Consider the following 13,988-nt stretch of genomic DNA (forward strand, 5'->3'; position numbering starts at 1 on the left):
CCAGCCGCCAAATACAGCATCATTTCGTCTGCGAGCCCTGACAATGCTTTCCGGCCTACCAATGCTTGCCGACCTACCAACGCTTCCCGACGTAGTGGTTGCTGGGAACAACGATGTCATATTCGGTCTGCAGGTAGCTGACGATATCGACTAGCTGCTGGACAGTCATAAACTCGTTGTAGCGCCGCATCGTCGACTCACCGTCGACCGCGACGTCCTCACCGAGATACGCTCGGGCAATGCGATGCGAGGGGTTGATAACCGAAGTGACAAGCTCGCCATAGGTCTTCAGACCCGGCACGACACCTCCCAGCGGAACCTCTACATCATCTCCCGAACCCTGCCAGGCAATGTCTGAGATGCTGTGACACTGGGTACATCCCAGCTGCTGGAAAGTGGCTTTGCCGCGTTCCACATCGCCCTCGGGGAGCGCGAAGCCACGCGCATTAGGCTCACAGCCCCAGAGAACGAGAAGGGCCAGGGAGAGAGGAAACAGCACCATCGATTTCTTCATCGGATCTACCTCCAATCAGGACGATTACCGCGGCGGCAATAAAGCTGCTCGCCACACTTCAAAACCCGTCATGCTTTAACCATAGTGCCTAAAGGCTGAGCCGTCAAAGCTGTTTCGACAGTGGGCTGTATCCGGTCAGCGCTCCCAACCTGAGCTGGTTTATCGCGGATCAGCCGTCCGCGATCGCCTCGAGTCCACTCCCGGTAAGCGCGGCGTTGACCTTGGGCAAATCGCTGGCGATGACCGCCTCCAATGCGGCCAGATGTTCGTCCAACTCTCCCTTGAGCAAGGCGAAGACATCAAGCTGACCCTGCGTGGGGAGGCCATCGCCACTCTCCGTGCTTTTCTGCAGACTCGAGCGTCTATCGCGCATCCAGTTTCCAGATCTACTTGAAACAGCGTGTGAGAGGTTTTAAGGGGATTCGGTGGCTGAGACTCCATGACAGGAACATCGGAAGTAGATTCGTCCCGCAAATCTGTGCGTAATTGAACGCGCAGCGCACGCTCGATCGTAAGCTTCCCAGTCAAGACCCAAGCCAAAACTCCCGCGCTATATGGTATTTATCCTGCAGGGGAGGACATCAGCGTTATCTTCATTCCACGAATTTCGCAACTTCGATTTAACGAATGCTGGTTTCCCCCGGTCATGATGAAGAGCCAAGGCACCAGAGGCAACGGGGCTTTTAGGCTATCCACCTGGTCCTACCAAACGACAAAACCCTCACCAACGGCGCGAAACAGGGCGCGAGGCAGCTCAGTTCCTTAAATGGATACGCGCCGTTTCAGTGGGCCGGTGGGAGAGCAGGCCAGCCACGTCAAATGCCACAACGACAGGCCGGAAAATCAGGCAAGCACGTGTTGTAACCAGCGCGATATATCCGCAATTTCGTCGGGACACACGGCGTGTTCCATGGGGTATTCACGGTATTCCACCGCATAGCCCATGGCGGTTAATCGTTGATACGCCGCTTTACCAAGTTGCACGCCAACCATGGGGTCCCGGGTGCCGTGGCATATTTTTATGGGTATCTGCTGGTTGGCAGAGTTTGGCGTAATCGTGTCACCGGTCGCGAAATACGTAGACAAACACAGCAATCCGGCCAGCGGGTACATGTGGGTTAAGGCAGTCTGGTAAGCAACCGCACCGCCCTGTGAAAAACCGGCCAGCACAATCCGATCACTCGGAATACCCCGATCAATTTCCCGATCGATCAACAGGCGGACCTGCTCCGCAGACGCGACCAGCTGATCTGTATCTACCTTCCTTTCAACATCCATTGCCGTGATGTCATACCAGGCCGGCATTTGGTAACCACCGTTGATGGTGATCGGAATTGACGGTGCGTTGGGGAATATAAAGCGTACCGCCATGGTCGTTGGAAAGCCAAGCTCGGGAATGATCGGCACAAAATCACTGCCATCCGCACCCAGACCGTGCAACCATATTACTGCGGCATTCGCCGGTGTTTTCGGTTCCTTCTGGATGCACGGGAGTAACGACATATCACCTCGGCTTAAGGGCTCTGTTGCGAGCGTCGAAGTATATACCTGCTGAGTATCCGCTTCTCGACAAAAACGGCTCGCACAGAAAGACGTCTATCTGTCGCTCAGATGTAAGTTCCGTGTATCGCCATTTCATAGACGCGCGCCTGGAGCGTGTGGCACAACTGCGCGAAGCGGCGGTGCCCCGAAAGGGTTTTAGCAGGCCAAAGCCCGCTGGGGTCATTCCCGTCAGTCCAGGCGTGGGCCAAGTTGTGCGATTGACTGCGCGCCTCAACAGGGTCAGGGTGAGCATAAAATAAGTGTCTGCTTCCCGCGCCTCTGGTCGCTGAAACTGCGAAACACGCAATCGCCCTTCTCGGCTACAATCCAAAGCGACGACCGTTTATTTCACCCAGACCGCACTTCAGAAGGAGTAGCAATATGGCCCACAACAAAACTCTTCTGGTGGCCCTGTGCCTGACTGCAACGACCCAGTCGTTCGCTGCCGATGACAAAGTGGACCGCCTTATTGCCGCAATGCTGGGGCACACACCCATTGTCGAAGATCTGCAAGAGCTGACCGATACGGTGGGTGGACGTCCCACAGGCTCACCTGCAAACGAGCGCGCTGTCGACTGGGCCGTCCAAAAATTCAAAGCGGCTTCCGTCTCGGTCTCCGCCGAGTCTTTCGAGATGCCGATGCAGTGGCAAGAGCGATCGATCATCGCCCGCATAGACGGTGATGTCAGCTTTTCTCCAAGCGTGATAGCCAAACCCTTCTCTGCAGGAACCGGAGGTAAGCCGCTGGAAGGTCCGCTGATGGATGGTGGCACCGGCACTCGGGCTGACTTCGAAAGGTTAGGCAAAACAGCTCGAGGTGCATGGGTGCTTATCGAAACCCCTGTACTCAACGACGAAGTAGGCTTGTCGGGCCTGTTTGCAGAGTATGGCGCTGCTGCGGCCGCGGATGAGCTCGCCTTCAAAACAGGTGTTAAGGGCATCATTTATATGTCCTCGCGGCCCAAAAACCTGTTGTATCGTGTGCCAACGCTCGGGGCCAAAAATCGGATGCCTGTGTTGACGATGGAGCGCGAAAACGCAAAGCGCGCCCTGCGCCTGCTTCGCGGCGGTAAATCTCTGGGCATGTCCGTAGTTCTGGACATTGACTCGGGCTATGCCTACAAGGCGCGAAATGTCATCGCCGAGATTCCAGGTAGTGAGAAACCCGAGGAGATCGTTCTGATGGGCGCCCACCTGGACTCCCATGACCTGGGAACCGGGGCACTCGACAACGGCTCCAATGCCACGCTGATGATCGATATCGCCCGCCAGATCATACGATTGGGTCTTCAACCTGAGCGCACGATCCGCTTCGCCCTGTGGAACGGCGAAGAACAGGGCATGATGGGATCGTGGAAATACACAGAGCTTCATGAGAGTGAGCTGGATAACCACGTCATCGCCACCTCTTTCGACATTGGGACCGGGCGAATTACCGGGTTTTTTACCAGCGGTCGCGAGGAGCTCATATCGGAAGTCGACAGCTATCTTGAGCCGGTTGCGGGTCTCGGCCCTTTCGAGCAGGTCAATGCGGCGCTGGTGGGCACGGACAATTTTGACTTCATGATTGAGGGCGTCCCTAACCTCATCGCCGCACAGCAAGATGCCAATTACGCGTCCAACTACCATGCTGCCAGCGATACCTTTGATAAGGTGGATTTGCAGCAACTCAAGCTGAACTCCGCCATTGCGGCGGCGCTGGTTTGGGGCTTCGCCAATTCCGACTTCCAATTGCCGCGTCAGAGCCACGACGAAGTGGAGGCGCTGATCGAAAATGCCGGTATCGAACAAAATATGCGGGATTTTGGCGCGTGGGAAGACTGGAAAAATGGAGTGAGAGGCCAACATGATTAAACGTTCCACAATGACAATGCTCTGCATCGCCAGCTTTGCGGCCACGTCCTCTACGGCACAGACGGATGGAGCAGCACTCATCGCGCGCTGCGCCCAGATCGACGACTCGGAGGGACGCATTGCCTGTCTTGAGACCGCTGTAATGGCACTTTCGGGGACATCCGCGCCGATCGAGGCGTCTCAGATAGCGGCCCCTCCTAAACCAGCGAGCAACCAGGAGGCGAAACCATTATCTGACCCGTCAGTAACCGCCGTCGCAGCCGGAAAAATAGCGTCTGAAGATTCCTCCGATACCGCCATCGCGGAAATCGCCGACAGTAGGCTTCAGGACGAACAGGCGGAGGCAGCAGAAGACGCGATTGGCGCAGAGCAGGTAGAGGCATCAACCCGTACCCGGGCCGAACATCTCGCCAGCCTGAAGGAGGCGAGAAATCTGTCGGTCAAAAAATTTGAAACCGTCGGTTACAAGCAACTGCAGGTGTATCTGGAAAATGGACAGGTCTGGCGTCAGATCCGCGGTGACGTTCAGAATATCCGGGCATCCCTCGATCGCAATCCGACTGTCGACATAATTGAGTCTTCGATCGGCGGTTACCGATTGCAGCTCAACGAGATGAAACGCACAATCAGGGTTCGTCGCGTACGCTAACCTCCCCTTGCCATTTTTTACCCGCGCGGCAAAAGTAAATCAGAGACAAAAAAAACGGCGGCTCATCGCTGAGCCGCCGTCGTTGAGCTTCAAATCGACTCTTTAGAAGCGCTTGGTGACGTTCAGGAACATACGACGCCCAAAGAGGTCGTAGCCTGCCTGAACCAGGTGGTTAAAGCGCGACGGACCAGAACCCTGGTCAATTTGTGGCGGCTGATTGTCGAAAACGTTACGGACACCAGCCGTGGCGCTCCAACCGTCGGCGTCATAGGACAGTGAGAGATCGTGGTAGGTCTCTGATCCGCCTGCGTTAGCACGCACGCAATCATCCGGACCACCCAGCGCAACACACGCCGACCTGTCGGGTAAGTTTGGAGAATCCTGAAGGTTCTCAGCATCCCGGGAAAACTCACCGATCAGTCGAGCGCGATAGGTAGCCAGCCAATTGCCAACTCCGAAGTCACCGCGCAGGATCCAGGAGTGCTCAGGAAAACCAGCCTCACCAACGCGATCTTCCACTGGCGCCTCACTATCAATTTGCTCGAGCAACTCATCGTAAATCGTGCCGGTAAGCGACCAACCCATGTCGACATAGGTGTTGGCAACTTCAAAACGATTCTGGAATCTCACGTTCACGTCATAACCCGATGAGGTGACCAGCCCGAGATTGACGAACGACGAATCCACCCGTGCAACGGTATTGTTGGAAGGATTGACCCCGCGGCGGATGACGCGATCACAAAGCGCATTTGCGAGATCGGGATCGTCGCTGTAGCAGCGATCAAGGATAACCTCCGGATTGAGTTCCTCGACGGTATCCTCTACTTCAATATCAAAGTAAGTCACCGACAAGTCCAATTCGAAGGCATCCGTGAAGTTCTGTGTATACACGAATCCGAGGGTGAATGAATCCGAAGTCTCGGCGCCAATATCTGAAGAGCCACCCTGGGTTGTTGGGATCAATACGTTAGCCTGAAGACCAAGTGCTGTTGGATCTACGCCTGCGAGTACACAGTTATCCAGCACGAGCTGGTCGCGTGTGTCATTTTCGGGAATATAAACCTGGCCTTCATTGGCCACGTTTGGTACCACACAGGGATCGGCATCGCCGGGAATGACCCCTGCCTGATCAGCGAGGAACTGTTCGCGCAGGTTCGGTGCCCGGAATGTCGTACCGATGGTGCTGCGGAAACGCAGCGAATCGGTCGGCATGATCTGGCCCTTAACGGAGTAAGTGAACTCGTTGCCGAAGTTCTTCTCTTCCGTATAGCGCCCCGACAGGTTCACCGTAGCCCACTCGGCGAGCGGCAACTCGGTCTCAGCGTAAATGTCCCAAATGTCGGTCGTACCTACTGTATCGCCTTCCTGGTCCGATGCTTCCGAGGCAGACAAGCCTTGTGCACGCACGAAGTCATTGGCTGAGGAGATGGAGTTTTCCCGCCATTCTGCACCTATTACCAGACCAACCGTACCCGCTGGCATCTCAAACAAATCACCAGTGATCAGACCGGAGAAATGGGTCTGCTTCAGCGTGGTCGTGTTGATGACGTTACCAAACAGGAAATCCTCCTCCGCCTGTGTGGCGAAGCGCTTGTTGCCACCACGATTTGTCCAGAGCGAATCGGCAAAGTAGTTAACCGGCACACAATCGCGAGGCGTGATAAAGCCAAAACCGGGCGCTGTGCGGGGCAAACCACAAGTAACGCCGTCCGGTCCCATACGCAGCGTATCGATAGACTCACGGATGTGAGGCTCGAACATGCCCGCCTGGGTGGAGCTACCTGAGCTCTCCTCGTAGGAGGCGAAGACGTCAAAGAACCAGCCCTTGTCCTGAGCAAACGGCAAATCACCATCGCTACCGATCACAAAGCGCAAATTATCGATATCGGTCGCACGCCGCTGTGTCAGGCCTGCCAGTGAGTAAACAGGCAACGCCGTTTCATCGAACGGGTTTAGCGGGTTGTCGGTCATGGCGATGGTGCCGGTACCTTCATCAATGATGAAGTTATCGTCCGCGTCTACCATCGGAATCATCGCTGGAATGGCCGGGAAAGCCTGCTCCGAGGTGAAGATGTCGGTATTGGTACGTTGCGAGTACGAGGTTTCGATATAGAGTCGTTGCTGAGGCGTGTACTGGAATGAACCTGTCGCGTACAAATTAATTCGCTCGATATCGCCCTGCAACTGCGTGTCGAGCTCCTCCTGCTGCAAGTTGTACGGTGTTTCCGCGGCGGTGCCCACGAGGGCATTGAAACCGCTTCGGCCAATGTAGTCCGCCGCGCCGGCATTACTGGACCACCCAGGGAGACCAATATCGGTCACTCCAGGAGTGTCGTACACAAAGCCTTGGCTGAACAAGAATACGCCATTATCCGGCCGGTTATCCAGGCACTGCTGGTAACGCTGACCACTGTCTGGATCGACTTCAATATCCAGGAGGCAGTTGTTCCAGTCGGTGCGGTCGCGCGCGAAAATATGCTCGCGATTGAAGTACTCAGCGGCGATTGTAAAGTTGGATTTATCGTTCGAAGCGCCACCGATGATGCTGAACTGGGTTTCTTCGCCACCCGATTGTTCGGGAGCCGTGCCAAAACCTCGGATCTCCAGACCCTCGAACTGGTCTCGCAGCATGATATTGACCACACCGGCTACCGCGTCAGCACCATAAATGGACGATGCACCATCAGTCAGGATCTCAATCCGATCGATCATCGCACTGGGGATGAGGTTTAGATCGGGCGCCACCGGTGCGCCACGCACACCAGACGGTGCCAGGCGCCGTCCATTCACCAGCATCAGGGTTCGCTCAGGTCCGAGGCCACGAAGTGCAACAGTCGCAGACCCAGGCCCGCTGGCCGACACGCCCTCGACGGCACCGGTTGTAGAACCCGCGTTGACCGATCCATCAAGCTGCGTGCCTGAAACGAAAGGTGATTCAGCGATCATCTGGGTCGTATCGGCAATACCGATGCGAACCGAATCCGCCGCACCGATTACCTGAACGGGAGAAATGGAATTGAACTGGTTGCGACGGAGCTTGGAGCCGGTAACGACAACCTCTTCCACAACCATTTCTTCTGAAGCGGCGTCTTCATCCTGGCTCGCTGCAGGCTCGACGAGCGATGTTGAAATTGCGTCTTCTGCATCAGCGCCTTCATCCTGGGCGACTACAGGTTGGGCGAGCGATGTGGCTGCGGCCAGGGTCAACGACCAGGCGACAGCAGAGCACATGTTTCTCTTTCTGAATACCATATTGATGAGTCCTTCTCGTTTTAGCACCTCTGCAGAAGCGCTTTTTTATCTATTCTTATCTGATCTGCTGGGACACAGACCCCCGTTAAGCGGGCTTAAATCGATCGTCAACATGCAGGAAAAAACGATATCGACACACCCATAAGAACGTATAGATAAGTAAAACGTTAAACGCAAACTTTCTTGAAGGTAAATTTCACACAAATAACTGACCGTTCCGATTCACTGGAAGCCGTGCTTGAAATTCTTCGATTCTGAAAAAAGCTTTCGAAACGACAACATAACCGGAGACGGCGTTCGTGTTTGGACCTGAAGCTTCACCAATGGTAGATCTCGGATCGGATATGGTGATCTCGTACTTGTGGTGAAGTTGCCGGAGACCTTGACCAGACACGCCAGACTCACGGGAGATGTGATTCATCGACTTGCTCTACTGGAAGTCATACCCGTGCTTTTCAGCAGCACGACTATGGCTGCATAGATCCCTGGAAAAGCATAGATCCCTGGAAAAGATAGGGGTCGCCGATTAAAAAAACGGAAACTGAGGGCCGCGTGGCACCAGCGGCGCGAAGCGGCGGTGATACCCAGAGGGTCGAAGCACCGGAGCCTAATGGTGCGTCAGGCTTATCGCCTGGCCTTAGCTAACAGAAAACCCCCGGCGACGGCGGGGGGTTTCTGGTTTGTGGTCGGTGCCGAATGAGTCCAACGACCACGGTTCAAACAAATGTGCGCACAGTTATTACCGTCTGTCTGTCTCGCGCACTTCGATGGCTTGCATTTTCAGCTTGCCCAGTTCTCTAAGACCAAAAACAAAAACGGATCCCAGAATCAACAAATTGAGTAGTGGCAGCGCAGCATTCTCCATTTCTAAACTCCTTCACAGTCTTACTGTGTTATGAAACGTAGGTAAGGACCTGCAACGTCCGGAAGCAGGTTTGCAGAGTGACTACGACGTGCCTTGCAAAAATGGATTGTCACAATCATGGCGTGTCGAGCACATCGAATCCGACAAAACGTGAACGCCGACCAATCAACTACCAATGAAAAACGGAATGCAAATAATTCTCATGCGCACCAATATGGTGCATGCGATCGGGACGAAAGCTGAACAGCGGTGAGCCAATCATTCAGCGCCCTCCGTATCTTCCCAAAATGACATTTAGATGGAGAGTTCAGGATGAAAAACGTTAATCGTCGCAAATTTTTACAGTCGTCGGCCGTTGCCGGCGCGGGCCTTTTAATTGCCCGATTCAGTCATGCGCAGGAAGTGGTAAGTGAAGACGAGGGTATTGCGGTAGCCATGGGCTACAAAGCGGATCACACCGCCGTTGACACCGCAAAGTGGTCTAAAAAAGCAGGAGCAGACGGTGCACAGCAACAATGCACCAGCTGTTCGTTGTATGAAGAGATCGATGATGAATTCGGTCTGTGCCCCCTATTCGCGGGAAAGCGTGTACATGCAAGCGGCTGGTGTAACGGGTGGGTAGCGTGATCAGGGGAGTTTAATTATGAAAGCGTGTTTGCTGGGTTCCACGGGCGTCGTCGTTGAAACGTCGCGCCTGCAAAGATTGGCCTACAACGCGGCCTTTGAAGAATTGGGTCTTGATCTCTACTGGAATGTAGCGGCGTACTGCTCACTCCTGAGGATCCCCGGAGAAATTCGCCGTCTGGAGCTCGCTTTGGGCGACGAAGCACCAATGGGCCTCGCAGATGAGGCTTTCACCATGCAGCGCAAGCACTTCACCAGGATTGCCGAGGGAGGTCTGCAGTTGCGGCCCGGTATCGCGGATGTCATTGGTTTTTGCAAGCGCAACGACATCCGCCTCGGCTGGGTTACTACAGAAGATTCGGCGCTCGTCGATCTTTTGTTGGAACGCACTGTTGGTATCGACGAAAGCACTTTTGATATGGTCTTGAGCGAGGATGACGTGGGGGCAGATAAACCCGATCCGGCCATCTATCATCACGCCCTGAGCATACTTGAAGAGAACCCCGTCAACGTCATTGCGGTGGAAGATACCCCGCTGGGCCAGTCCGCGGCTCTAAAAGCCGAACTCCAGTGTTACCTTTATGCGGGGGAATATGCGATGGTGGAAAACAACGTGTTAGCAACGCGCGATATCTACCAGGCAATCACCCGAGCGCATTCCCTGTGGGGCCACGGCGATGATCTTCCAGGCGCGATGCCAATACCCACCAATGCCAACCTATTATGACCGCTGCGTCTGCTGGGTACGGACGAACCCTGACCTGATCGTCAATGCGATAGCGCGGACGTCGGCGCAATGAGCATTCTGTCCTGCCGTTCACGGCGGCGCAGCTTATGGTGGTGTTAATGAACGCCGGAGTCCCCGTTTTTGATGAAGAGCAAAATCGTCGCCAACGGCGGGAGGGTTTCGTTTGGGGACTGGGCCGGATCAGACCCACGACTGTGCTTCGATAAACGCGACCCTCAAGCGTTTGACCCAGCGACACGAAGCGGCGGTAACCGACGGGTAAAGGCACCGGAGGAAACGGTGCTTTTAAACCATCTGCAATACACAGGCCCCTGAATACACAGGCCCCTGGTGGAGCCTGTGTCCGTGCTACCCCTGCGTTTTAAGCCGAGTAACCGCCATCTACAGGTAGCGACTGCCCACTGATATAACCCGCATTCTCCGACGCGAGAAATACCACGGTATCGAAAAGCTCCTGCGGTGCGCCTGCTCTTCCGAGCGGCGTCTGCTTGGTCCACTGGTCGAGAATGCCGCCCGGAGGTGAGTCGATCTCCTGGGACAGGCCAATAGCAATCAGGCCAACAGCCACGCAATTCGCCCGAATGCCGTGGTGTCCTTCTTCCCGCGCAATCGCGGTGCACAAGTGCTGAACACCCGCTTTGGGAATCGATGACAGGCCATCGGTACTGATGTATTTGTGGATGGCCGCAGTGGTCAGCGCAGTGATCGAGCCGCCGTGCTCTCTCAGTTCTGGAACGACCGCCCGCAGAATGTGGTAGAAACCTTTTACGTCGGTATCGAGGGTCTCGTAGAAAACGTCGGGCTCGGCGTCCATAACCGGCAGAATATTGAGGAAGGCGCCGGTTGCAAACACCACGGAGTGGATGCGACCAAAGCGCTCCTTCACCGAATCGACAAACGACTGAACGGCCGCAATGTCGAGCAGATCAACGCTCGCCGTCATTCCCTGTTGGCCGTTTGCCTCTACCTTTTTGACCACAGCGTCAGCCGCTTCCTTGTTTTTGTGGTAGGTGAAGGCCACATCGGTGCCACTGCGGCTCATCAGCTCCACGACGCCAGAACCCAAACCGCCCGATCCGCCAAAAACGATCGCTACTCCATCCGGAAATCTGTATTGACTCACTACTCTTCTCCTTATCCTTATTGCGGTATTTGAGGGCGCGTGGCAAGCACGCAAAACCCCGAATTTGTGTCGACTAAATCTTCATACAGGGTAACACCTGACGATAACTTTTGAGCAACTCGACGCCGTCGATTATGACGTAGTTTTGGGCGGCTTGCTTCCGTGTTCCGCTGCCTGCGATTTTGGTGGCAATACCGATGATGTTTGTGATCGGCGACAAAGAGCTACCCTCTCGGTTGTGCGGGGGCCCGCCTGATCCTGACTCGCTTTGATCAGCAACTAAAGCTCATAGCCTCTGAAAAACATCGACCGATACATCGACGGTAACGGCCAATACCTGCAAACCTGCGGCGCGTCGCTTACCCTCCGCCGACGCACGAAAAAGATGCGGGGTCATCAGCAGAAGATCACCAATACCTTCCGACCCCAGGTGATCAATATCATAAGTAACTCGAGCGCCGCTGTGGCGGGCGAATCCCGGCGGCTCGCTGTTAACGACATCTTTGGACTCTATCTTGGCATAGATAATTCGTCTCAGTTCAAGCAAATGCTTCGGCGCAGCCTGAACCCGCACCAAAAACCCCGAAGATTTGAGCACCCGCGAAAATTCTTCAACGTTCGGAAACCCGAATACGTCCAACACCACATCAACCGAGTTGTCGGCGAGCGGAATATTGCGATTGCTGGCAACCATCCAGGTGGCAGGAAAACGTCGTGCAGCGCGCTGAACGGCCCACTTGGAAATATCAAAACCGACGATGCGGGGCTCGGGCTGACCCGCATCAAGAAAGTGCTGCCTGAGCTCTCGCAGGTAATACCCCTCACCACAGCCGGCATCAACCACGAGCGAATCAGCCTGAAGTTCGGACTGTAGCCAATGAACGAGGTGGTCTGATAGCGGCTGATAGTAGCCCGCTTCGAGGAACCTGTGCCGCGCTGCGACCATCTCCTTGGTATCGCCGGGGTCGCGTGATCGCTTGTGCTGCGCCCCCAGTAAATTAACGTAACCCTGCGTTGCGATATCGAAGCTGTGTTGATTCGCGCAGCGAAGAACGCCGCCCTCGCTTTCCAGAGGCAGGTGATCCAGCGGACAACGCAGGACAGCAAGAGGACGAAACCGCATGGTTATTCCGAATATTCAGGTCAGCTTGTCGACCGTTAACAGCTCAACACCACTTCAAGCGAAACGAGCCGACACATCGCACGTTATCTTATCCCGGGCCGAGGCGAGAAGCGATCGGGGAGATGTCGTTGAGATCCAGCACACCTCAACAAGTACCTTCTGGAAAGTGCCACACGGTAACGTAACGCGATGCACGAGCGCCTGGGCCGCGGTAGTGGCGGCAATTAGCCGATTCTGCTGCAGATCGATGTATCCTTGCCGAGTGCCAAGACTCGACAAACACCTCAGTAAACAAACTGGCGTACCACGCAAAGCGGTACGTTTAATGCTGGCGCAAGCGCGGGTTACGATAGATGGTGTTCTGGCGCGAGACGCCGCTGAGGTGATCAACCCATTTTCTAGGATTGCAGTAGACGGCGTTGGCCTACCGACAAATACACCCCACTACATCATGCTCAATAAGCCCAGCGGCGTGGTATGCGCGACCCGGGACGCCAGGCACCGCACAGTCATCGATATTCTCGACCTACCGTTCCAGCACACCTTGCATATCGTTGGGCGCCTGGACATTCAGTCAACAGGTTTGGTGCTGCTCACCAATGACGGGCAATGGTCGCGCAGGCTCTCATTGCCGCAAAGCAAATTCGCCAAGCACTATCGTGTCACGACCGAGCAAGCCATCACCAGTGAGCAGATCGCGGGTTTTGAAGCGGGTATTTTCTTCGCCTACGAAGGCCTCACTACAAGGCCCGCACGCCTGCACCTTATTAATAGCCATGAGGCGAATGTGACGCTCACGGAAGGGCGCTACCACCAGATACGACGCATGTTCGGACGATATGGTAATCGCGTACTGAGTATTCATCGCTACGCTACCGGCCCTTACGTCTTGTCCAATCTTCGGCCAGGGCAATACCGAGAAATTTCGCCTTGATGCTAGCCGCGGGTTCACTCGCCACATTCACAGTACAATCCCTGCATGACGTACCCAGACTACGACGCCCTTTACGAGAGAGCCTGCGAACGCAAAGGCGGTGAAGCCGCCGTTGAAGCCATGTTGCCCAGAATCGCGAGCAAACAGCGCCTGAAGAAGCTCGGCTCGGATCGTTATCTGGCCGAATTTACGCGTAAGGTTTTTCAATCGGGGTTTGTTTGGCGCGTGGTGGATCAAAAATGGAAGAACTTCGAAGAAGTGTTCTGGGATTTCGATATACCCAGGCTACTGATGATGCCCGAGGACATGCTCGATCGTAAGGCACAGGATCCGGCGATCATCCGCAACTACAACAAGGTTCGGACCGTTCTGGACAATGCCGCCATGATTGCTGAAACCGAGCGTCGGGAGGACAAAAGCTTCGGCCAATTCATAGCCGACTGGCCCAGTGACGATGTTGTCAGCCTCTGGCAATACCTCAAGCGAGAAGGTAGTCGCCTCGGCGGTAACACCGGCCCCTATGCCCTGCGGACACTGGGTGTGGATACCTTCCTGCTGACGGCTGATGTTGAGGCATTTTTACGCAATCATGAGATCGTCGATTCTGGTATTGGCAGCCGCCGGGCGCAACAGGCCGCACAAAACTACTTCAACGACTTGCGCCATCAATCCGGGAGAAGTTTGTCGGAACTCAGCCGGATCGTCTCTTTTGGTATCGGTCAGAATCGCGGGGGTGTGGCAACCAGCAATAACCAATGAC

The 13,988-nt window shown here is 55.1% G+C and carries 13 protein-coding genes; 6 read left to right on the forward strand and 7 right to left on the reverse strand.

The annotated features are described in order from the left end of the window. Positions 1-73: 73 nt before the first annotated feature. The 3 genes from NOR51B_RS03510 to NOR51B_RS03520 all read right to left on the reverse strand — a co-directional run bounded on the left by NOR51B_RS03510 (position 74) and on the right by NOR51B_RS03520 (position 2,017). Positions 74-514 carry a c-type cytochrome gene (locus NOR51B_RS03510; RefSeq protein WP_009019595.1) on the reverse strand — a complete coding sequence of 147 codons (441 nt, stop codon included), beginning with the start codon at positions 512-514 and terminating at the stop codon, positions 74-76. Positions 515-683: 169 nt separating this feature from the next. Next, positions 684-887, reverse strand: coding sequence for a hypothetical protein (locus NOR51B_RS03515; RefSeq protein WP_009021294.1), 204 nt, complete (start codon positions 885-887; stop codon positions 684-686). A 470-nt stretch (positions 888-1,357) separates the two neighbouring features. Then, positions 1,358-2,017 (reverse strand): alpha/beta hydrolase, encoded by a 660-nt coding sequence (locus tag NOR51B_RS03520; protein ID WP_009021127.1) that lies wholly within the window; start codon positions 2,015-2,017, stop codon positions 1,358-1,360. Between the two features lie 420 nt (positions 2,018-2,437). On the opposite strand from NOR51B_RS03520, the gene NOR51B_RS03525 reads away from it, so the two are divergent. Together NOR51B_RS03525 and NOR51B_RS03530 are read left to right on the forward strand one after the other, a co-directional pair. Then, positions 2,438-3,910: a M28 family peptidase gene (locus tag NOR51B_RS03525; RefSeq protein WP_009021573.1), complete on the forward strand. Its 1,473-nt coding sequence runs from the start codon at positions 2,438-2,440 to the stop codon at positions 3,908-3,910. Continuing rightward, positions 3,903-4,559 (forward strand): hypothetical protein, encoded by a 657-nt coding sequence (locus NOR51B_RS03530; RefSeq protein WP_154647588.1) that lies wholly within the window; start codon positions 3,903-3,905, stop codon positions 4,557-4,559. The genes NOR51B_RS03525 and NOR51B_RS03530 overlap by 8 nt, the downstream gene beginning before the upstream one ends. Before the next feature lie 102 nt (positions 4,560-4,661). Here NOR51B_RS03530 and NOR51B_RS03535 read toward each other — a convergent pair whose 3' ends face one another. After that, a complete protein-coding gene (locus NOR51B_RS03535; RefSeq protein WP_081443883.1) occupies positions 4,662-7,811 on the reverse strand; it encodes a TonB-dependent receptor plug domain-containing protein in 3,150 nt (1,049 codons plus the stop codon). Between the two features lie 739 nt (positions 7,812-8,550). Then, entirely contained in the window at positions 8,551-8,676 is a 126-nt protein-coding gene (locus tag NOR51B_RS15765) for a hypothetical protein (protein ID WP_009019342.1), read from the reverse strand. Between the two features lie 312 nt (positions 8,677-8,988). Between NOR51B_RS15765 and NOR51B_RS03540 the strand changes: the two genes are divergently transcribed. After that, a complete protein-coding gene (locus tag NOR51B_RS03540) occupies positions 8,989-9,303 on the forward strand; it encodes a high-potential iron-sulfur protein (RefSeq protein ID WP_009020455.1) in 315 nt (104 codons plus the stop codon). 16 nt (positions 9,304-9,319) lie between these two features. Then, positions 9,320-10,027, forward strand: coding sequence for an HAD-IA family hydrolase (locus tag NOR51B_RS03545; protein ID WP_009020497.1), 708 nt, complete (start codon positions 9,320-9,322; stop codon positions 10,025-10,027). A gap of 382 nt (positions 10,028-10,409) precedes the next feature. Here the strand turns inward: NOR51B_RS03545 and NOR51B_RS03550 are convergent, their stop codons facing one another. Beyond that, on the reverse strand, positions 10,410-11,171 hold the full coding sequence (locus NOR51B_RS03550; protein ID WP_009020697.1) for an SDR family NAD(P)-dependent oxidoreductase: 762 nt from the start codon (positions 11,169-11,171) through the stop codon (positions 10,410-10,412). A 286-nt stretch (positions 11,172-11,457) separates the two neighbouring features. Beyond that, positions 11,458-12,294 (reverse strand): putative RNA methyltransferase, encoded by an 837-nt coding sequence (locus tag NOR51B_RS03555; RefSeq protein ID WP_009020562.1) that lies wholly within the window; start codon positions 12,292-12,294, stop codon positions 11,458-11,460. Positions 12,295-12,619: 325 nt separating this feature from the next. Here NOR51B_RS03555 and NOR51B_RS03560 point away from each other — a divergent pair, with 325 nt between their 5' ends. Together NOR51B_RS03560 and NOR51B_RS03565 are read left to right on the forward strand one after the other, a co-directional pair. Beyond that, the gene (locus NOR51B_RS03560; protein ID WP_081443885.1) at positions 12,620-13,228 is read left to right on the forward strand and encodes a pseudouridine synthase; all 609 of its coding nucleotides are present in this window, start codon (positions 12,620-12,622) and stop codon (positions 13,226-13,228) included. A 45-nt stretch (positions 13,229-13,273) separates the two neighbouring features. Beyond that, on the forward strand, positions 13,274-13,987 hold the full coding sequence (locus NOR51B_RS03565) for a DNA-3-methyladenine glycosylase I (protein ID WP_009020008.1): 714 nt from the start codon (positions 13,274-13,276) through the stop codon (positions 13,985-13,987). The last annotated feature ends 1 nt before the right edge of the window (position 13,988 follow it).

It is taken from the genome of Luminiphilus syltensis NOR5-1B (genome assembly GCF_000158175.1).
Classification (GTDB): Bacteria; Pseudomonadota; Gammaproteobacteria; order Pseudomonadales; family Halieaceae; genus Luminiphilus; species Luminiphilus syltensis.